23 protein-coding genes, 4 tRNA genes and 1 pseudogene are annotated in these 18,589 nt (G+C 58.7%); 19 read left to right on the top strand and 9 right to left on the bottom strand.

Going from position 1 to position 18,589, the window contains the following annotated elements:
- Positions 1 to 120: 120 nt before the first annotated feature.
- A complete protein-coding gene (locus tag C3B54_RS05710; protein ID WP_104913644.1) occupies positions 121 to 813 on the bottom strand; it encodes a spermine/spermidine synthase domain-containing protein in 693 nt (230 codons plus the stop codon).
- A gap of 186 nt (positions 814 to 999) precedes the next feature.
- On the opposite strand from C3B54_RS05710, the gene C3B54_RS05705 reads away from it, so the two are divergent.
- Positions 1,000 to 2,016: a LacI family DNA-binding transcriptional regulator gene (locus C3B54_RS05705; RefSeq protein ID WP_104913643.1), complete on the top strand. Its 1,017-nt coding sequence runs from the start codon at positions 1,000 to 1,002 to the stop codon at positions 2,014 to 2,016.
- Between the two features lie 25 nt (positions 2,017 to 2,041).
- On the opposite strand, the gene C3B54_RS05700 is transcribed toward C3B54_RS05705, so the two are convergent.
- Complete coding sequence (locus tag C3B54_RS05700; RefSeq protein WP_211286277.1) at positions 2,042 to 2,383, bottom strand: hypothetical protein; 342 nt, start codon at positions 2,381 to 2,383, stop codon at positions 2,042 to 2,044.
- 146 nt (positions 2,384 to 2,529) lie between these two features.
- Here C3B54_RS05700 and C3B54_RS05695 point away from each other — a divergent pair, with 146 nt between their 5' ends.
- Together C3B54_RS05695 and C3B54_RS08780 are read left to right on the top strand one after the other, a co-directional pair.
- Complete coding sequence (locus tag C3B54_RS05695) at positions 2,530 to 3,480, top strand: L-lactate dehydrogenase (RefSeq protein ID WP_104913641.1); 951 nt, start codon at positions 2,530 to 2,532, stop codon at positions 3,478 to 3,480.
- Between the two features lie 128 nt (positions 3,481 to 3,608).
- Positions 3,609 to 3,785 carry a hypothetical protein gene (locus tag C3B54_RS08780; RefSeq protein ID WP_158665562.1) on the top strand — a complete coding sequence of 59 codons (177 nt, stop codon included), beginning with the start codon at positions 3,609 to 3,611 and terminating at the stop codon, positions 3,783 to 3,785.
- 96 nt (positions 3,786 to 3,881) lie between these two features.
- On the opposite strand, the gene C3B54_RS08775 is transcribed toward C3B54_RS08780, so the two are convergent.
- Positions 3,882 to 4,106 carry a hypothetical protein gene (locus tag C3B54_RS08775; RefSeq protein WP_158665561.1) on the bottom strand — a complete coding sequence of 75 codons (225 nt, stop codon included), beginning with the start codon at positions 4,104 to 4,106 and terminating at the stop codon, positions 3,882 to 3,884.
- Between the two features lie 171 nt (positions 4,107 to 4,277).
- On the opposite strand from C3B54_RS08775, the gene C3B54_RS05685 reads away from it, so the two are divergent.
- Positions 4,278 to 4,949: a response regulator transcription factor gene (locus C3B54_RS05685; RefSeq protein ID WP_104913639.1), complete on the top strand. Its 672-nt coding sequence runs from the start codon at positions 4,278 to 4,280 to the stop codon at positions 4,947 to 4,949.
- Complete coding sequence (locus C3B54_RS05680) at positions 4,939 to 6,660, top strand: sensor histidine kinase (protein WP_158665560.1); 1,722 nt, start codon at positions 4,939 to 4,941, stop codon at positions 6,658 to 6,660. Before C3B54_RS05685 ends, C3B54_RS05680 begins: the two co-directional genes overlap by 11 nt.
- Before the next feature lie 88 nt (positions 6,661 to 6,748).
- Here C3B54_RS05680 and C3B54_RS05675 read toward each other — a convergent pair whose 3' ends face one another.
- From C3B54_RS05675 to C3B54_RS05665, 3 genes are all read right to left on the bottom strand, one after another.
- On the bottom strand, positions 6,749 to 7,429 hold the full coding sequence (locus tag C3B54_RS05675; RefSeq protein WP_104913637.1) for a ferritin family protein: 681 nt from the start codon (positions 7,427 to 7,429) through the stop codon (positions 6,749 to 6,751).
- Positions 7,430 to 7,538: 109 nt separating this feature from the next.
- A complete protein-coding gene (locus tag C3B54_RS05670; protein ID WP_104913636.1) occupies positions 7,539 to 8,906 on the bottom strand; it encodes an FAD-binding oxidoreductase in 1,368 nt (455 codons plus the stop codon).
- 34 nt (positions 8,907 to 8,940) lie between these two features.
- On the bottom strand, positions 8,941 to 9,222 hold the full coding sequence (locus tag C3B54_RS05665) for a hypothetical protein (RefSeq protein ID WP_158665559.1): 282 nt from the start codon (positions 9,220 to 9,222) through the stop codon (positions 8,941 to 8,943).
- Between C3B54_RS05665 and C3B54_RS05660 the strand changes: the two genes are divergently transcribed.
- From C3B54_RS05660 to C3B54_RS08770, 9 genes are all read left to right on the top strand, one after another.
- Positions 9,221 to 10,183, top strand: a complete 963-nt coding sequence (locus C3B54_RS05660; protein WP_158665558.1) for a 1-phosphofructokinase family hexose kinase — start codon at positions 9,221 to 9,223, stop codon at positions 10,181 to 10,183. The genes C3B54_RS05665 and C3B54_RS05660 overlap by 2 nt on opposite strands.
- A gap of 116 nt (positions 10,184 to 10,299) precedes the next feature.
- A complete protein-coding gene (locus C3B54_RS05655; protein ID WP_104913633.1) occupies positions 10,300 to 11,058 on the top strand; it encodes a DeoR/GlpR family DNA-binding transcription regulator in 759 nt (252 codons plus the stop codon).
- Positions 11,059 to 11,196: 138 nt separating this feature from the next.
- Positions 11,197 to 12,312: a mannitol-specific PTS transporter subunit IIC gene (mtlA, locus tag C3B54_RS05650; protein ID WP_104914290.1), complete on the top strand. Its 1,116-nt coding sequence runs from the start codon at positions 11,197 to 11,199 to the stop codon at positions 12,310 to 12,312.
- Between the two features lie 2 nt (positions 12,313 to 12,314).
- Positions 12,315 to 12,629: a PTS lactose transporter subunit IIB gene (locus tag C3B54_RS08945; protein ID WP_104913632.1), complete on the top strand. Its 315-nt coding sequence runs from the start codon at positions 12,315 to 12,317 to the stop codon at positions 12,627 to 12,629.
- Complete coding sequence (locus C3B54_RS05640; protein ID WP_104913631.1) at positions 12,622 to 13,062, top strand: PTS mannitol transporter subunit IIA; 441 nt, start codon at positions 12,622 to 12,624, stop codon at positions 13,060 to 13,062. Before C3B54_RS08945 ends, C3B54_RS05640 begins: the two co-directional genes overlap by 8 nt.
- Positions 13,059 to 14,111: a zinc-dependent dehydrogenase gene (locus tag C3B54_RS05635; RefSeq protein ID WP_104913630.1), complete on the top strand. Its 1,053-nt coding sequence runs from the start codon at positions 13,059 to 13,061 to the stop codon at positions 14,109 to 14,111. The genes C3B54_RS05640 and C3B54_RS05635 overlap by 4 nt, the downstream gene beginning before the upstream one ends.
- Positions 14,108 to 14,383, top strand: coding sequence for an HPr family phosphocarrier protein (locus tag C3B54_RS05630; RefSeq protein ID WP_104913629.1), 276 nt, complete (start codon positions 14,108 to 14,110; stop codon positions 14,381 to 14,383). The genes C3B54_RS05635 and C3B54_RS05630 overlap by 4 nt, the downstream gene beginning before the upstream one ends.
- Before the next feature lie 3 nt (positions 14,384 to 14,386).
- Positions 14,387 to 16,006 carry a putative PEP-binding protein gene (locus C3B54_RS05625; RefSeq protein ID WP_104913628.1) on the top strand — a complete coding sequence of 540 codons (1,620 nt, stop codon included), beginning with the start codon at positions 14,387 to 14,389 and terminating at the stop codon, positions 16,004 to 16,006.
- Positions 16,003 to 16,143, top strand: coding sequence for a hypothetical protein (locus C3B54_RS08770; protein WP_158665557.1), 141 nt, complete (start codon positions 16,003 to 16,005; stop codon positions 16,141 to 16,143). The genes C3B54_RS05625 and C3B54_RS08770 overlap by 4 nt, the downstream gene beginning before the upstream one ends.
- Positions 16,144 to 16,163: 20 nt before the next feature.
- On the opposite strand, the gene C3B54_RS05620 is transcribed toward C3B54_RS08770, so the two are convergent.
- The 3 genes from C3B54_RS05620 to C3B54_RS05610 form a co-directional block, all read right to left on the bottom strand.
- Positions 16,164 to 16,238 (bottom strand) — tRNA-Val (locus C3B54_RS05620).
- A gap of 26 nt (positions 16,239 to 16,264) precedes the next feature.
- Positions 16,265 to 16,335: transfer RNA gene (locus C3B54_RS05615), tRNA-Cys, on the bottom strand.
- 36 nt (positions 16,336 to 16,371) lie between these two features.
- Positions 16,372 to 16,443: transfer RNA gene (locus tag C3B54_RS05610), tRNA-Gly, on the bottom strand.
- A 192-nt stretch (positions 16,444 to 16,635) separates the two neighbouring features.
- On the opposite strand from C3B54_RS05610, the gene C3B54_RS05605 reads away from it, so the two are divergent.
- From C3B54_RS05605 to C3B54_RS05590, 5 genes and pseudogenes are all read left to right on the top strand, one after another.
- Positions 16,636 to 16,710 (top strand) — tRNA-Val (locus C3B54_RS05605).
- A 281-nt stretch (positions 16,711 to 16,991) separates the two neighbouring features.
- A pseudogene (locus C3B54_RS09035) lies at positions 16,992 to 17,555 on the top strand (Abi family protein); the annotation flags it as partial.
- A gap of 87 nt (positions 17,556 to 17,642) precedes the next feature.
- Positions 17,643 to 17,834: a hypothetical protein gene (locus C3B54_RS08935; protein WP_245867819.1), complete on the top strand. Its 192-nt coding sequence runs from the start codon at positions 17,643 to 17,645 to the stop codon at positions 17,832 to 17,834.
- A gap of 63 nt (positions 17,835 to 17,897) precedes the next feature.
- On the top strand, positions 17,898 to 18,374 hold the full coding sequence (locus C3B54_RS05595; RefSeq protein WP_158665555.1) for a hypothetical protein: 477 nt from the start codon (positions 17,898 to 17,900) through the stop codon (positions 18,372 to 18,374).
- Positions 18,375 to 18,403: 29 nt separating this feature from the next.
- A complete protein-coding gene (locus C3B54_RS05590) occupies positions 18,404 to 18,589 on the top strand; it encodes a hypothetical protein (protein ID WP_104913625.1) in 186 nt (61 codons plus the stop codon).

The raw sequence follows: 18,589 nt of genomic DNA, 5'->3' as shown, positions 1-18,589 counted from the left end.
TAAAACCGGCTCTTGGGGTTAACTCGGCGGCTTCGGGGGCACAGCCTGATGCCCGCATGCCCGCCAGCAATGGCCTTAAGAACCGCACCGGCATGAGACGGCTCGATCTACTAGAAGGCGTCAGTGCGCCAGATAGATGGTGTTGGAGCTTTGGCCACCCGTCAGGGGGTTATCAAAGACCACCACCTCACCACTGACTTGTGTGAAGACGGTGTCCAGTACGGCCAGGAAGCCCTCATCAGGTGGGTCGTCGGACCAGAGTGCAAAGACACCGCCCGGCTTGAGGTGTCGGGCCATCTCTTTGAGACCCGATTCGCTGTAGAAGGGTCCGTGGCTGGGGTGTAAATGGTGTGATGGTGTGTGATCGATGTCGACCAGAATGGCGTCAAACACACGCTCCGCATCGTCATGGCGCATGAGCGCAAAGAAGTCAGCGACTTCCACGTTCATGCGCGGATCGGACATGATTTCCTCTGAGATGGGCAAGAGGTGTCGTGTATGCCACTGTGCGACCTGGTCGATGGCTTCAATGACCATGAGAGAGTGAACCCGATTGCTCGCTAATACTGCTTGTGCCGTGTAGCCAAGGCCCAGGCCGCCGACCATGACATCCAGGTTGTCGCCGGTGGCACACTCCACACCCAGGCGACCGAGCTCGATTTCTGCAGCGGTGAAATGGGTCGACATGAGGTGTTCGTCGTGCAAAATCGCTTCCCATACGTCCTTGTTCAACACGGGGTCAAAGCGTCGACGGAGTGTCAACTCGCCCATCGGGGTCTGTTGCCAGTCAAGCTCTTCGAAGCGTGTCACCATCTGCCCAGCCTATTGACCGTGGCAATCGGGCAAGAACTGGGCTATTTCGGGCTGGGGAGAAAGAGGACGAGGGTCGACGGGTTCACTCAGATTCGCCACGCTGGTTACGTGAGCGCGAAGGCGGGGGCCTCACCAGGTTGATCGCCCGACTGCAAGCCTCAGCCCACTGCGCCTACACTTTCTCTCATGGCCACACTCGCGGACGTTGCCCAGCGCGCCGGTGTGTCGAAGTCCACTGCGTCCAGGGCACTTTCCGGTCAGGGCTCAGTGTCGACAACGACGAGAAAAAGGGTTTCTGAGGTTGCGAAAGAGCTTGGTTTTGTTGCCTCCAGTGCGGCAGAGTCACTTGCAACGGGTCGTTCGCGCAATATTGCGCTGGTGACACCGTTTGTGAACCGCTGGTTTTACAGCGAAGTCATTGACGGTGTGGAGGCGGCACTAATCGGTGCCGGCTACGACCTCACCCTGTATCGCCTCACTGATGACCGCGGGCAACGGCAACAACTTTTTGACTATTTCTTGGTGCGAAAAGGTGTCGATGCGGTCATTGCCCTCACGCTATTCATTACCGACGATGAAGTGGCCCGGCTGGACGCGCTGGATAAACCGATTGTGGGAATCGGCGGTCGGATTCCTGGGGTATCCACCTACTTCATTGACGACCGAGAAGTGGCCCGAAAACAGACCGAACATCTGGTCGGCTTAGGTCACACCAAATTGATGCACTTTGGTGGCGACCAGGAACAACAGTTGGATTTCGAAGTGCATTCCCGACGCCTCCAAGGTTTCCGGGATGCCCTGGAGCGAGCAAATATTGCTGTGGACGGGGATTTTGCCGCGTGCGAAGTGTCGACAGCCGGCGGGTTTGACCGCGCAATGCAGGTTCTCTCTGACCCGCACAACAGGCCCACCGGTATTGTCGCCGTCAGTGACGAAGTGGCCATCGGGGTGATGTCAGCCGCTTATAAATTGGGCCTTCGAATTCCCGATGATCTCTCCATCATCGGACTGGACGGTCACCCCATGGGGGAAGCATTTGGGCTGACCACCATGGTTCAACACGTCTCACGCCAGGGAGCCATGGCGGTGTCTCAAGCGCTGGCCCTTCTCGGTGGCTTGGCTCCAGAAGATGAAAGCGATCTGGCCATGGCGCTACCGGTTGACCTCAAAGTAAGGGGCTCTACCGGCCCAGCGCCAAAGTAGTTCGACCGTCTTTCTTGGCACCGAATTAGGCCGGCATGGAGTGAAGGACCAACAGGCCGGTCTGAATGGCGGCAATCAACAGGTTGCTGATTACGACCGGGTTGGTGAGAACTCGAACGGTGAACGCTGAGAGCACCTTGTAGGCAATCTGGATGGCCAGCAGGGTAATAATGCCGGGCTCCAGTGGCCACACCAGGAACAAAATCGAGGCAGCAAGAATGGCCAAGTATTGAGCCATCACAATGCCTCGGGCCGGCGTGGCCTGACCAAAGGCTCGCACCGTCCACTTTGCGCCCACGGCCAGCGACGCAATGACGGGAACTAACACAACGATGTTGAGCCATAGGGCAATGAGCAAGACGGTCATGACCCACAGTCTAGATTGCTTGGCGGAGTGGGTGAGGGCAGTTGGTTGCATGACGCACAGGAGGCCGCCCTGCCACAGCGGGTAGAGCGCTTCCGCTTACAACCCCGGGGTCGGTAGTAAGCGGGCTCGGCTGGCACACTAAAGGCATGACAAAAGTCACCATTGTGGGAGCAGGTTCTGTCGGCACTGCGAGTGCTTTTGCGCTGTTACATACACAGGCAGTGGATGAGATCTGCCTGTTCGACATCGACTCCGACAAGGTGAGAGCCGAAGTATCTGATCTTGCCCATGCAGCGTCGGTGAGTAGCAGTGTTCGCATCAGGGGCGGGCATCGCCCCGATGTGACCGGAGGCAGCGACGTGGTGGTGATCACCGCCGGCGCTAACCGATCACCCGGTCAAACCCGTTTGGAATTAGCCGAGAAAAATACTGACCTAGTCGTCACAATCGCGAGGGATTTACTTTCCCACTCGCCTGAGGCGGTGATCGTTGTCGTGACAAACCCCTGCGACGTGGTGGCCACGGTGGCCCAGGCAGCCCTGGCCTTGCCACCATCACGGGTTATTTCTTCGGGGACGGTGCTAGACACCGCCCGACTGCGCTCCGTCCTGGCCGCCCGAATGGCGGTATCTGCGCAATCCGTGTCAGCGTCGGTGTTGGGGGAGCATGGCGAAAGCCAATTTGTGCTGTGGTCCGAGGCGAATATTTCCGGTGTGCCGGTGTCGTTATGGCAAGGCCCGGGAGGTCCGCTCGGCGACGAAGAGAAAGAGCAGATTGCCAAGAGCGTGCGCGACGCGGGTAAGGACGTGATTCAAGGAAAAGGCGTCACCAATTGGGGGATTGGTCAGTCGGTGTCGAGAATTGTCGAAGCGATCGTTGCGGACGAGCATCAGGTGTTACCCGTGGCAACGGTCTTAAACGGGTACCACGATATTTCCGGTGTCGCGGTGAGCGTGCCCCATCTGGTGAACCGCCATGGAGCCCACCCGGTAGCAATGTGGGAAATGGATCTGTCCGAGCGTGATCTGTTGACAGCGAGTGCCGCCCAAGTGGGGCTTTCTGTTGCGGGTCTGGGAGTGCCGCCCGCAACGGGCTAGTAGGCCACCCCAGTCAAGCGGGGGTAAACATCCTCTACTCCTGCACAAAGTCTTGCTAAATTGGTCGTGGACATGGTGTTGGTGTTCATGGTGGTCCATCCACATTGATGACATAAAGGATGGGACTAATGAAAGAAAAAGACGCAAATGATGCCCGCCGGGCTTTTGACTATCAAGAGCGCTGGCACGGTTGGGGTTCACCGGTAGGGCTGGGAATTTTTCTTCTCAGTGTTTCCGGGGGGCTGTTTCTGTTCTTCACCGGAGTGGGCTTTCTTGTGGCTAACCTCGAGGGTCTCCCTCAGTAGATGATTGCCGTGTGGGGTGAGTGTGCCCGCCCTGCTGCGTGCCTCTCGCCCCGCACGGTGTTCTCTACAGCTCAGAGTCACTACCGCTCATAGTCACTACAGCTCAGACAGGTGACGTTTCATCCACAACAGTTGAAGCAACGCGCTGGCTAAGAACAAGGTGATGAACGCTTCCCACACATCCGAGGTGAACGACCAGATGGCGACGAGGGCGAGCACAATGTGGCCCGAAGTCCAGCCCCAGCGAATACGGCCTAGTCTCCGCCGACGTGTGGTTCGAGCATCGTCTTCCTCGGCGGGCCCGTTGGGGGAATCGCTCACGGTGTACCTCGATTGCTCTGTGTTCGGGTGATGTGTGCACTGCGAGTTTAAAGCTCCACCGCACCGGTGCGCTCCATCTGATTGCTCGAGCGGAAGGGTGCTCTGGGTGCGACCACCCCAGGACGCCATTCAATCCCGTTCTTTGGCTGGGCCCCCTGCATACTTATTGGTGTGGGCGCAGAGACCGAAGACACAGGCACGAAGGATCGCCCGCTGTCGGTGGTGGTCGTTGACGATCACCGCCTGACCGCAATGGGCATCGCCGATTCACTGAGAGCTCGAGACATCACCGTTTTGGCCGTTGCCCACTCTGTTGCGGGTGCGGTTCAGAGCGTCAATGAACACTCACCTGACGTTGCAGTGGTGGATTTGGATTTGGGCCCGGGTCCAAGCGGGTTAGACCTTGCAGCGGCTTTTCGGGCCAGCCATCCAAGGATGGGGTTGGTCGTCCTCACCGCCTACGAAGATCCCAGATTGTTCATTCCAGAACTTCAGGAGCTGCCCCGGCGCATCGTGTACTTGGTAAAGCAACGTATCGACAGTGTTGAAGATCTGATCAATGCCGTCACCGAGGCAAAAGAGTGTGCGCAGGGAGCCACCACAGCGCAGTCCTCGTCGCCTTTCGTTTTGACGACTGCCCAAGCGGGGCTGCTGCGCCTCGTTGCGCAGGGCCTGTCTAACCATGCCATTGCGACCACGCTGAGCCTGACGGAAGATTCCGTCGCCAAATCCGTGAATCGCCTCGCCAAACGACTGGGGGTTGTTCACTCCGAGGGCACAAACCTCAGGGTGGGGCTCACTCAGCGCTATTACGACATGGTCGGCTACCAGCGTGAGGGTTGATTTCGACACGGTTCAATCTCGTGTAGGTGGCCGATTTGCGCTGTCGTGGAACATGGTGATTTCCGCGTTGCCGTTTTTCGTCCTCGGCCTTGTGGTCACCGAGGTGTCACCGGAGGATTGGTTCACTATGGGACCCGTGGTGGCCCTCGTGGGTCTCGCGGGCCACGGCGTCATCGCCCTGGGCTTCGCCTTCGGCCACCTAGTGTGGCGACCGGCGCACCGAGAGAAACCCATCGAGCTGTGGAAATTGGTGGTGTTGTTTTTTGTCGTGGCTCAAGCACGCGTGGCGGTCTTGCTGTGGGGGCTGGATCTTGTCGGCCTCGACAATGATGTCCCGTTGTGGTCACGAGTGCTGACTTCAGGGTTGTTGTTGCCGCTGGTTTTCACCTTTAGTGCCTATTCGCTGGAATCGCTGGAGCGCTATCGGGAAGGACGAAAAGCCCTTATCGAGTCGATTGTTGCCGCAGAATCACAGCTTGATCGGCAAGAAGACGCTGTGGCGTTGCTTCGCGATGCTTTTATGAGTTCCATTGATCAGAAAATTTCCGCAGTTAACGAGGAAACGGCTGAAGGTCTGCAGGATCTCGCCACTCGTATTGCCCAGGGCGAAGACATGAAACCTGAGCTGCAGGAGTTACTGGAGAGTGCCGATGCAGGCTGGCGCTCCATTAGCCACAGCACGTGGCAGGGCGCCCGAATCGACGTTCCGCCCAGCAGTGCCAAAGAATTTTTCTACACCTTGGCCGGATCTCGCCCACTGAGCTATTTGAGCGTTGTGTTTGGCGCGGTCTTCGTGCTCTCACTCGGTCTGGGAAGAACTTTGCCTCTCGGCTTAGCTCTCCTGGCGACGTTGTTGTGGTTGGCTGTGCTGCTCGCAGGGGTGTGGTCGGTCAATGAGGTCTCGGCCCGTGCGAATGTTTTTGCGCCGGCAGTGTTGGGTCTGGGGATTGTCGCCTTAGCTCTTCTCGGTCTGGGCTTCTGGTGGATACCTAATGTGTCGTCAGACCAGATTGCTGCTGCTTACTGGCTGCATGTCAGTGTGCTGGCGACCTCGTTGTTTGTCGGCTTTGGCCCGGCTTTGGCCAAAAATCAACAACGGGTTACCCGCGCCCTCTCTCGACACTTAGACCAGGCGACAATTCGGCGCTTAAGAGTGGAAAGTGAATTACTAGTGATCGCGAGAAAAGTTGCGAGCCGCCTTCATTCTGAAACGAGAGGCTATTTCCTCGCCCACATTCTGACCCTCCAACGCGCCCTCGACGATGGCGACACCGAGCGTGCACTGGGTGAAATTCGCAGTATCCAGGCTGCACTGCGTGACCACCATGATGGGTCCGAGGTAGTGGACAATCGGTCGGAAATCCAGACCTTTCTCGCCAATTGGCGCTCGTTGGTGACTGTCGATTCCAACCTTCACACCACAAAGATTCCGGTCGCCATCCGGGAGAGGGTCCACGGCATCGTGATGGATTCGGTTGCCGATGCGGTGCGCCACGGGGGTGCAGATTGGGTAGAAATTTCTTTTGAACCCGGGGTGGAATACTCGGTTCTCACTGTGGTGAACAACGGCCGGACGGGTGGACTGTCCACGCCAGGTTTGGGCAGTTCTCGCCTTGACCAGTGGGCCCCTGGGGCCTGGTCACGGCAGGTCGATGTGATGGGGTTCACTCGCCTCAAGGTGACCCTCGCCCACCCGTCAACACCGGAATGATTTCCCAGCGCTCACAGGCGAAAATCCGCCCCAGCGCGGCTCCCCACGGGTGTGGAGGGGAGAGCTTCGCTGGGGCGGACCCTCGGTGTTACTGGTTTCTCTGGGGGATATCTTCCGGATCGAGAGTGCCACCATTTTCCGCGGCCAGTTCGAAGGCGGGCAGGTGAGAATCGGCGGAGGCGTTCCGCAGGTTCTCAAGAACACCCACGAGGCGCTCGTCTGAAGCCTGCTCAATCAGTTCGTCGTAGAGTTCAACATTGGCGATTTCGCCAATCGCCCACGCCTGCGCTGCCGATTCAAGATCGACGGGTGCAGCGATGAGTCCGAGGTAGGGGTTTTCGCCCGGGGTATCGACGCCCATGCGGTCTAATTGGCGCACAAGGGCTTCAGCGTGGCGAGATTCTGCCTCTTTGATGGTGGCGTAGGGCTCGACTTGACCAAACTCGTCAAGGACTGCCTGATAGCTGGCGAGAGCCGCATATTCACCGTCGGGTCCCATCAGGGCTTCCCATGCCAGATAGGCGTCGGTATTCGCTTCTGGTGCGCCGATTGTCCAATCGGGTAGCGAGGGAGCTGTGTCGCCTTCGGCGTTATCTGAGGCGCCAGTCTCCGTTTCCGTATCCGTGTCCGTTGGGACGGAGGTTGTGTCGGTGTCCGCTGGTTCGCCGGGTTCCGCGGTGGGTGCTAAGGCTTGGCATCCTCCGAGGGTCACGCTGGCAACGATGGCCAGGGCGGGGAGGATGACTTTACGTGCGCGTTGTGTTCTCATATTTTGCACGCTACCGCGATGGTTGGCGCCTGGCGGCAACGAAAGGCTTTTCCTTAGCCAATTCAAGGGAATGACTTTGGCTTTACATAGGAAAGACCAAGAGTCGGGGTTAGTGGGTGAAGACTTTTCCAGGGTTCAAGATGCCCTGCGGGTCAAACAGCGACTTGATATCCCGTTGCAGTTGCCACTGGTCATCACCCAATTCGTCGACCAGCCAACGTCGTTTCAATAAACCCACACCGTGTTCACCGGTCAATGTGCCACCCAGGGCGATTGCTCGCCGGAAGAGTTCATCGGCGGCATCCCAAATATGGTCCGGGACTTCGTCGCCGTCCACAATGAAATTGGGGTGCAAATTGCCATCCGCGGCGTGCGCCACGGTGGGAATTAACACTGCCCGCTCCCGCTCAATCTTCCGGATCTCCTCAAACATCGCGCCCAGCTGTGAGCGGGGGACGGAGACGTCTTCGATTAACACCTGACCGAGGCGTTCCATTGCGGGATGCATTGAGCGACGCAGATGCAAGAGTGCATCTGCGTCAGGTCCCTCGGCGCTGGTCACGACCGAACCGCCAGCTACTTCACACAGCCCTGCAAATATGGCGATCTGTTCATTCGCATCAGATCCGTCAGCTTGGGCGATCAGTAACACCTCAGCGTCAGGGGGAGTGGGAAGGTCCAAATAGTTGTGGATGTGATGAAGCGAAATCGAATCAACGAGTTCCATAATCGCTGGGGTGTGGCCGGCACCGGTGATCGATTGGCAGGCCGTGGTGGCGCCCCCAATGTCGCCAAAGCGCGCGGCCAAGGTCCACACCGGGTGGGGGGAAATGGGTAAGAGTTTGACCGTTGCCTCCACAATCACCCCCAGTAAACCCTCTGACCCGATAAACAAACCGGTGAGGTCAAAACCAGTCACGCCTTTGACGCTTCGATGCCCGGTCGTAATGAGTCGACCATCGGCGAGAACGACGCTCAGCTCCAACACCGACTCCCTGGTCACCCCGTATTTTGCGCACAACAGGCCACCCGCATTGGTGGCAATGTTTCCGCCGACGGTGGACCACTGCCTACTTGCCGGATCGGGGGCAAACCACAAGCCATGCTCGCCGGCAGCCGCGAGAAGATCGCTGTTAATCACCCCTGCTTGGACCCTGGCCAGGCGGTCCTCCACCGAAATCTCCAAAATCTGATTCATTCGCTCAAGTGACAGCACAATCTCACCGTCTTGCCCGATCGCGCCACCCGCTAGTCCGCTGCCACCACCACGGGTGACCACGGGAATCTGGTGGGCGGTGGCCAGACGCATGAGCTCTTGCACGCCCTCCACAGTGGTGGCGTATGCAACCGCAAGCGGGGCCGAGTTGCTTCGATGCCCAGACTTGTCTGCCCTGGCTGATTCGACGGCTAAGGGGGAGGTATCTATGACCACACCGTCAAGGCCTACAAAGGCTTCCAACACATCGGGTGGGGTCATCACTTCAGATTACCGGCCGCACGGAGTGTGGTGCTTAATCACCCTGGTGTGGAGTCTCTTCATTGGTTGGAGGGTGTGGCGGATGCCTCGCCACATACACCCACAAAATGAGGCCCAACGTCAACAACGCAGTCGCAACAAGTGCGATCACCCAATCGTTTTCGGGCAGAGCGTCCCGGGTTTGGACCACCACGAAAAACACCATCAAGTAGCCAAAGACCAGGATTCGATTGCGCACAAGCCCAGAGTAGGCGACGGTGTGTGAAAACACCCGCCCTCGGGCACCGACTATGGGTATGAGTACGCTGGGCGCCATGAATCCGAGCCTCCCTCGTTTGGTCACACTCACGCCCGCGCCGTCGTGGGACATCACCTATTCGCTGAACACCTTGGAACCCGGCGTGGTGCACCGCGCTCAGAGCACCTCCCGGGAGTTCGCGGGTAAAGGCGTCAACGTGTCGAAGGCATTGGCGCTCGCCGGTATTGCCGCTCCGGCAGTAGTTCCGCTGTCCCACAGCGACCAGGCGAGCGTGAGCGTGGAAGTAGCCCTTGTGCCCGTTTTGATTGAAGGGCAGCTGCGCACAAATGTCACAGTGGTGGAAACCGGTGGGAGGACGACCAAAATCAATCAAGCCGCGTCGCCACTGTCCGCGGTCGAATGGTCCGCCCTGGCGAAAAAGACTGCCGAGCTTGGGTTGTTGGCAGAAGAATCCTGGGTGTTGGTCTCTGGAACGATTCCCACTTCGGGTGAAGCCTTGGAGAGCCGGTTGGTGGAACTCATCGACACACTGGGCCCGACACATCGCGTTGCGGTCGACACATCGGGGGAGGCCCTGAACGCTTTGGCTCGGTCGGGGCGGGTCGACTTGATCAAGCCCAACGTCAGTGAGCTCTCTGGGTGTGTCGGTCGGGCTCTGTTGACGTTGGGTGATGTTGTGGACGCAGCCAAAGAAGTCCTTGCCTGGGGTGTGTCAACCGTGCTGGTGAGTTTGGGCGAGCAAGGTTTCTTGGGTGTCCAAGCGGACGAAGTGGTCTGGGCCGAGAGCGAACGTGTCGCGGTGGTGAACACCATTGGTGCCGGCGATGCCAGTGTGGCGGGTTTTTTCCACGCGGTGCTCTCAGGTCGCTACTCGCTGGCCGATTCGGTGGCGTCTGCGGCGGCGTGGGGTGCCCTCAAGGTGACGCAGCCTGGGTCTCAACTCGAGACACTTCAGCCCCTTCCGAGGGTTTCTGTCCGCGCTGACATAGACGCTGATCAGCCCGTTTCTTCGGACTAGTTTTTCGCACCGTTGGGCCCGGCGGTGTTTTTTTGTGGAATCAAGTGTTGTTTTCTGTGGTTTTGTGTTAGCTTCTATGGAATTCGCGGACCCCGCACAGTAAGGACTCAACAAAGATGTTGGCTGAAGAGCGTCGCCTGATGATTGTCGATTGGACACGCACTGACGGACGCTTGGACGCATCCGATGCGGCCAACCGGTTGAACGTGGCAACCGAAACGGTGCGTCGCGATCTTGATGTCCTCGAGCGACGTGGCGTCCTCCGACGCGTACACGGCGGGGCAATTGCGCTCGAACGCTTTACCCACGAATACACGATTCCAGAGCGGGAAAACCTCAACCCGGAAGCAAAACGTCGTATCGCCGAGACAGCCGCTCGCTATCTTCCCGAGCAAGGCTGCGTCTTCGTCGATGGTGGCACGACAACAGAATTTCTCGCACCAGCCCTTCGCGGTCGGCCCAAACTCCTTGTGGTCACCAACAACATCCGGCTCGTGCACCGCATCGGTGACTCCGAGACGAGAGTGCACATGTTGGCAGGGACAGTGCGCCCCACCAGTTTGAGCTCGGTTGGGCCCCGCACCACAGCAGATCTCGAGGACCTGAACGCCGTAGTGGCTTTCATCGGCGCCAACGGCGTCTCCCAGGGCTTAAGGATGACCGCTTTTGACACCGATGAAGCAATCGTCAAAAAGAAAATGATCGCCAATGCTGAGGAAAGCATCCTCTTAGTGGACAACAGCAAATTTGGATCGACCTACCCCGCCAGTTTCGGGCAAGCCGGCGATATGGATCGTGTGGTGTGCGATTTGGACACCGACATCGACTACGTCGAACGACTGAACGCTGAAGGCACCGAAGTAGTTCTCGCATGAGAGCGCACACACAAGTTTCGTCGCCACCGATGGCGACGGAAACACTGAAAGTCCGGCAGGGGCGGAGCTTGTTCTCCCGCTGTGCCCCTTCCGGGACTTTTGGTGGGACTCCTTATCCCCCAACGGAAGGTTCAGTTTATGTCTGAGTTCATCCCGAGCGGGGGCGGCAGCCACACAGGCTGGCGAGCTTCACTGCAGAAGCTTGGAGGAAACCTTGCAGGTATGGTGATTCCGAACATCGGAGCATTCATCGCCTGGGGTCTCCTCACCGCCCTCTTCATCCCCACCGGCTGGTTGCCTAACGAAAGTTTCGCCAGCATGGTTGGGCCGATGATCCTCAACCTGTTGCCGATTCTGATCGGTTACACGGGTGGTCGCATCGTCCATGGTCAGCGCGGTGCTGTGATTGGTTCAATCGCCACCGTCGGTGTCATCGTCGGAACCGACATCCCCATGTTCCTCGGCGCTATGATCATTGGTCCGCTGTTGGCATGGATCCTCAAGCAAATCGACAAAGTTCTCGACCCGATCACCCCTCCGGGCTTCGAGATGCTGATTGGGAACTTCTCACTGGGTATTTCCGGAATGTTGGGCGCCATGCTCGGCTACCTGGCTATTGGGCCCACAGTGAGCGCAATCAGCACTGTCCTCGGTAATGGTGTGCAATGGATGGTGGACAACTCTCTGCTACCCATCGCATCGCTTATTGTCGAGCCCGCCAAGATTCTCTTCCTCAACAACGCCATCAACCACGGCGTGTTGGCCCCCTTGGGTGTCGTGGAAGCCGAAGAAACGGGCAAATCAATCCTGTTCATGTTGGAAACCAACCCCGGACCGGGTCTTGGAATTCTGGTGGCCTTCTGGCTTGCCGGACCCAAAATTCTCCGTGGCTCGGCGCCCGGCGCAATCATCATCCACTTCCTGGGCGGTATTCACGAAATCTACTTCCCTTACGTGCTGATGAAGCCACAGGTCATCCTGGCTGCAATCCTGGGTGGTGCGACCGGTGTGGCGACCTTCATGGTCACCGGAGTAGGTCTGGTAGCGACTCCGTCGCCCGGGTCAATCTTCGCCTACCTTGCCGTCACGCCACAGGGAGACCACCTGGGTGTGCTGCTGGGAATTGTCCTCTCTGCCGCGGTGTCTTTCGTCGTCGCATGGTTCTTGCTGCGCCTGTCCAAGTCGGATGCGTCCGACGCGGACTTTGAAGCAGCAAAAGCCAAGAGCGCCGCAATGAAAACGGGCGGACAGTAACAATGGCGGAAATATCGGCTGCTGACGTGAAGCAAATTGTGGTCGCCTGTGAAGCTGGTATGGGTTCCAGCGTCATGGTCGCCAAACAATTGGCCAAACAGTTGAAACCGCAAGGAATCACTGTGACCCACGCTCCGGTCAACCAACTCGCGGACACACCACACGAGATTGTTCTCGTGCACCGTGGTCTGTCAGCTCGGGCAAAACAAGCAGTACCCGAGTCCGTTGTGGTCATCTTTGACATGTTCCTCGGTGATCTCAACGTCGCGAAAATGGTCGGAACGTTGCAAAGCGGGGGAGTCGTCACCGATGGGTGACCTCCTTCAGACGGCCGGTATAACGCTCGATGCCACGGCCTCCTCGCGAGAGGAGGCCGTGCGCATCTGCGGCGATCTGCTGGTCACACTGGGGGCTGTCAGCCCGGAGTATGCCGAAGCCATGTGGGAGCGGGAGCTTGTGTTTCCCTCAGAAATTGGCGGTGGCTTTGCCATACCCCACGGCACTGACGAGTCGCGTCAATACGTGCACTTTGATCAACTGGTTTTTGTTCGATTCACGCAACCCTTCACCTGGATGAACGAGGAGGTTCAGGCCTGTGTGGGAATCGCCTCAGCGGGCGACGGTCACGTGGAGTTATTGGGAAATCTTGCAGAGCTGTTAATGGACGACGAATCCCGGACTGTCCTGCTGACTTCTCACGACGCGGACACAATCCGCGAATTACTCGTTTCTGGAAGGAGCGCATCATGAAAGCCGCCATTTATCGGGGACCCGAAGACCTCAGCGTCGAAACCGTTCCCTCCCCGGAAGTGGGCCCCCACGAAGCGAAAATGCGTGTGCACGCCTGCGCGACGTGTGGCACCGACGCCAAAATTTTTCATCACGGACACCCGCGACTAGAACCACCCCAAATCATCGGCCACGAGATTGCCGGAGAAATTATTGAATTGGGCGAAGACGTTCAGGGTTTAGCAATCGGTGATCGTGTCCAAGTTATTGCCGCCGTTCCCTGTGGCGAATGCTGGGCCTGTCGAGCAGGCCGGATGGGCATTTGTATCAATCAAACATCTATGGGCTATCAATACCCGGGCGGGTTCGCCGAAGAGATGATCATTCCCCACGAAGTGCTGAAAGCGGACGGAGTGAACCACATCCCCGACCACGTCAGCTACGACGAAGCGTCCGTCACCGAGCCACTGGCCTGTGCACTAAACGCCCAATCGCTGGTCAACGTGGGACCGGGCGACAACGTGTTGGTGATGGGTGCTGGCCCCATCGGTTGTCTCCACGTGCGTCTTGCCAGGGCTGCCGGAGCCGACAAAGTCTTCCTCGCCGACATTAATGGTGGTCGACTTGAGCTCTCTCAAGCCGTAGTTCACGCCGACCGGGCAGTAGACATGTCCATCGAGGACCTTGCCCAGGTGATGGCGGACGAAACAGACGGAATTGGCCCCAGCGTGATCATCACCGCGGCCCCCTCTGGTGCTGCCCAAGAGCAGGCCCTCGACATCGTCGCACCCGGTGGTCGGGTGAGCTTCTTTGGTGGGTTACCCAAAGATAAGCCCATGATTTCCGTGGATTCCAACGTCGTCCACTACCGAGAGCTCATCATTGCCGGTGCCAATGGGTCCAGTCCGGCCCAAAACCGCGAGGCCCTGGGGCTCATTGCCAGTGGCGCTGTTCCGGTCGCCGATCTCATCACCCACCGCCTGCCACTCGACCAGGTACGAGAGGCGATTCACGCGGTGACGTCCGGTGATGCCATCAAGGTCGTTATTCGCCCAGGAGAGAGCGCATGAGTGAGTATGTCCACCCGGTAGAAGTGCGTGACCCGATTGGCTTCCACGCCCGTCCGGTTGGCCAAGTAGTCGCGCAGGTGAAAGCCTCCGGTCTCGATGTCGTGGTGCGTCGGCCCGGCGAAGAGGGTGTGGTGGCCAACTCACCTCTTAGGCTTCTTGCCATGAAGGTCAAAAGCGGTGAACAGCTAGAACTGGTAATCCCCGCTGAAGGTGCCGACGCCGAGACATTAGCTGTTGCTCTGGCTGAGGCCATTAACGCCGAAGCGCCGTAAACGATGAGCCGGTCGCTCTCAGGTATTGGAATCGGTCGAGAGGCAGCGACCGGCCAGGTTCTGCGGTTCACGCGAGATCCTCGAGTCGAAGAGACACGCACCTCCTCCTTGGGCGTCGACCAAGAAATCGCGGCGTTGCGCAGTGCCATCGCGCAGGCTGGCGATGACGTGCGGGCACAGGTCGAAGGGTCCGACCCGGACACCGCCGCCATCCTGGATGCCCTGCTCATGGTGATCGAAGATGATGAACTCATCACGATGGCGACCCCCCACCTGGAACGAGGCCTGGATGCTGCCTCGGCTCTCTTTGGAGCACTCGATGACCTCAATGCCCTCATGGGCGATGATGAAGATTTTCAATCCCGTGTCGGGGATCTGCGTGGCATAGCGCGCTCGATTTCGACTCACCTTCGAGGACTCGACGCAACCACCACCATTCCCCACACGGGGGAGTGGGTTGTGGTTGCCGAAGACTTGACGCCGCTGGATACCGCACAATTCACGAACAGTGTGGTGGGAGTGGTGACCGAGTTGGGTGGCCCCACCAGTCACACCGCCATTATTTGCCGGGCGCGCAATATCCCGGCCGTGGTGAGCGTGACAGGGGCGATGGAATTGCCCGACGGGGAGTGGGTGTTAGTGGACCCGGCAGGCCACCGAGTGGTCGAGGGCGCTGACCTCAGTGTCGCCACGGTGCCGATTAGCTTTATTCCCACCCTCGATGAGCCTCTAGTGACGGTCAGGGCCAATATTGGCTCCCTTGCCGATGCGCAGGCAGCGGCTGACACGCTCGCTCGCGGAATCGGATTATTTCGCACCGAAGTGCTCTACCTCGACCGGCAGAGCCAACCCACAATGACGGAGCAGGCGTCTGAGCTTGCTGAGGTTTTTCGGGTGGCCCCTGCGGGCACCATTATTGTCCGGACAATCGATGCGGGCAGCGACAAACCTGTGGCCTTCCTCCCCGGAAAGAGCGAAGAAAACCCTGCACTGGGCGTTCGGGGATTCCGCTTAGGACGCGCCCACCCCGAGTTTCAAGAAGACCAACTCCTCGCCATCAAAGCGGCGATTGACGCGACTGGGCGACACGTGCAAGTGATGGCCCCCATGATTTCCACCGTGGAAGAAGCAACGGAATTTCGGGAGATGGCGAAGAAGGCCGGTCTTCCGGAGGTGGGAATCATGGTCGAAACCCCCGCCATTGTGCCGATGATTCCGGATCTGGCAGGCATCGTCGATTTTGTGAGTATCGGCTCCAACGACCTCTCACAATACCTCTTCGCCGCTGACCGGCAACACCCGGCCATGGGTGGCCTAGTCGATCCCTGGCAACCCGGATTGCTTCGCACTATCGACACCATCGTTCAACACGCCGCTCCCGCAGTTATTCCGGTGGGAGTCTGTGGTGAAGCCGGCTCCGACCCGCTATTGGCCATCGTCCTTGCGGGTCTTGGTGTGTCCTCAGTGAGCGCTGCACCCTCCGCGGTGGCGGCAGTTCGGGACGCACTGAGCTCGCTCACTAAAGCCCAAGCACAAGACATTGCCCGCGCGGTCGTCGCTGAAACGTCGGCGAACCGCGCCCGGGACGTTGCCACTGATGCCCTGGCCAGTGTGAGTCAATGAGCGATAACCCCAATTCAGAAGGACGCTCACCAGAGGCCTCCAGGCGCCTGGTAACGAACTGGCGCATTGTTGGTTGGGTAGTAGCGATATTGATGATTGTTGTGGTGGCAGGCCCACAAATCATCGACCTGTTTTGACCACTACCGAGAGGGTGTTGTGGTGGGCGATACTGGGTTCGAACCAGTGACCTCTTCCGTGTCAGGGAAGCGCGCTACCGCTGCGCCAATCGCCCGTAATTAAGTTGTGTCACCTCTTACGAGGTGGCGACGGGATTCGAACCCGTGTAGACGGCTTTGCAGGCCGCTGCCTCGCCTCTCGGCCACGCCACCGTACCGTGGATTCCTTCCGCCTGTGTATCGAATCCGAGCGGATGACGAGATTCGAACTCGCGACCCTCACCTTGGCAAGGTGATGCGCTACCACTGCGCCACATCCGCACTTACGCTTTCGCGTGGAGCCCACAATAGCTGATTTCTGGGCCCAGAGACAAACACGGCGCGCCCACAACGAAATGGTTGCTTTGAACCCTGGCGAATCCCGTGAGGACGAAGGGACAAGGGGTTCTCCCGTGCGCCTCGATGAGAGCGCCAGCACGCGAGCAGCCCCGCCTGTGGCACAATGAGAGCGACGGGCGATTGGCGCAGTGGTAGCGCGCTTCCTTCACACGGAAGAGGTCACTGGTTCGAACCCAGTATCGCCCACCATCTCGGTCAGATTTCTCCTGGTACCCCCAGCCCAATGGTTCGTCGGGAGTGCTCGGCCCGTAGCGTGAGCGGTGCAGGATCACGCGGGCATTACGAAATGCGGCACCGAACCGTCTACCCGGGCAAAATACGTGAGGCACGTCGCAGGCCGACATCGTCTGATACGTTGTCCACAATAGTTCCCCCCGGGGGTCGCTTATGGCGGCCGGTCGGGGGGCCTTTTTTTGGGTTACTGTCCGGGCGTGAGGAACACTTCGCTGTCGATCCCGGATCAAATAGCGATGCTGAGCTCACGAGGCCTCCACGATTCTCAGTCCCTACTGCCGAGGGCACTCTTGGGCATTGGGTATTTTCGGCTGTCGGGTTACTCCCGTTATTTTCAGGTAAATCCGGCCAAGGGCGGCAATAACTTTCAACCAGGTGTGGACTTTGCCAAGGTGTTCGATTTGCACCAGCATGACGCGGAACTGCGGAACCTGCTCTTGGAGGGATTGGCGGAAATAGAGATCGCGCTCCGCACAATACTTATCGCGCACACTTGCGCGATTGGTGGCCCGGGTACGGCGTACCTTCAGGCGTCCAGCTACAGAGAGAGCTACGACAAGACGGGTGCTCTGCTAAGAGACAAGCTATTGGCAGACCTTTGGGCCGATATCAATCGTTCTAAAGAGGCACACGTGGTGCATCACAGGACTGAGAGCCCCAAGGGGATCCCGCTCTGGGTTGCTGTTGAGGCCCTGTCGTTCGGGGTACTCTCACGAATGTTCGGACTCCTTGATAGCGAGGACATCCGTAGCCGAATCGCCCAGCGATTCGGCTACTCTAGCCCCGCCCACTTTCGCACGAATCTTCGCTCCGTAACGGTATTCAGAAACAGGTGCGCCCACCACAGCCGTGTCTGGAACAGTCGGGTTCGGCAGGACGTACCCCGGATGTTCCCCAAGTTGATTGACGAGGAACTAGTCGCTGCCAACTATGAGAACACTCCCTGGGGCGTCATCGCCGTGGTGGCGGACCTAGTCGGCCAGGTTCGCGGAGATACGACGTTCTTTGATGCCGTGTCGAGGTTGGTGCCAAGGGGCGGCCTCTACTGGAAAGGTCTCATCAGTCTCAGTAGCGAGTGAAGCCGTGGTTTTGGTTCAGGTTTCCACACGGCTTCCACGGCTTCTGCTCATACACTCGACGCTGTGAAACGGGTGTGCTGGTCGGGCTGGGCGAGTGCCCTTCTGCTGGTCGTTTTTGTTGTGCTGGTCGCGGGCTGTCAATCTAATCCCGCGCTCGTGCCGCCTGGCGTGCAGTCTGCGGTGAATGCGGACGACCGGGAGCGAAATTATGACCTTGCCTGGCAAGACATTCGTCGCCTCAACGGCCAGGTCGAGCGTGCGCAGTGGGAGGACCTCCCTGAGCTGTCACTCACCATCGTCTCCCGGATGGATCGGTTAGCGACGGGGGAAGCTGGGCCCTTAGCCGATCGGTCCACCACGCAACTGCTGGAGCAGGTTCGTGTGGATGTGGCCGAGCGCACTACCGAAGACAACGTTCGTGTCCTTACGGCGGTGGGTCTAGAGCTGCAGGAGGCTTTTGATCCGGGGGAGTTTGAGCGGGCACGGTCTTTGGCTATCGAGGCTCATGTTCTTTCGGTTGCTCTCGCACCCTCCCCATGAAGAGTGGGGCAACCTATACTGGACCGACCATGAAAAACCCTTTTGTTATCACCGCTTTGCTGTCTCTGGCGCTGTGGGCGGTGATTGTTCAACCGGCCTTTGAGCAAGACACCCTTTTGGCGTGGGTGGCCACCATTTTCCTTGTCGGTTGGGGTGTGTTCGGTTTGGTGTATTCGGCTCGCGGTGAAAAAGGGAAGGGTCGCGACTCGAAGTAG

This window comes from Pontimonas salivibrio, from assembly GCF_002950575.1.
Classification (GTDB): domain Bacteria; phylum Actinomycetota; class Actinomycetes; order Actinomycetales; family Microbacteriaceae; genus Pontimonas; species Pontimonas salivibrio.
This window is presented reverse-complemented; position numbering and strand designations above follow the sequence as displayed.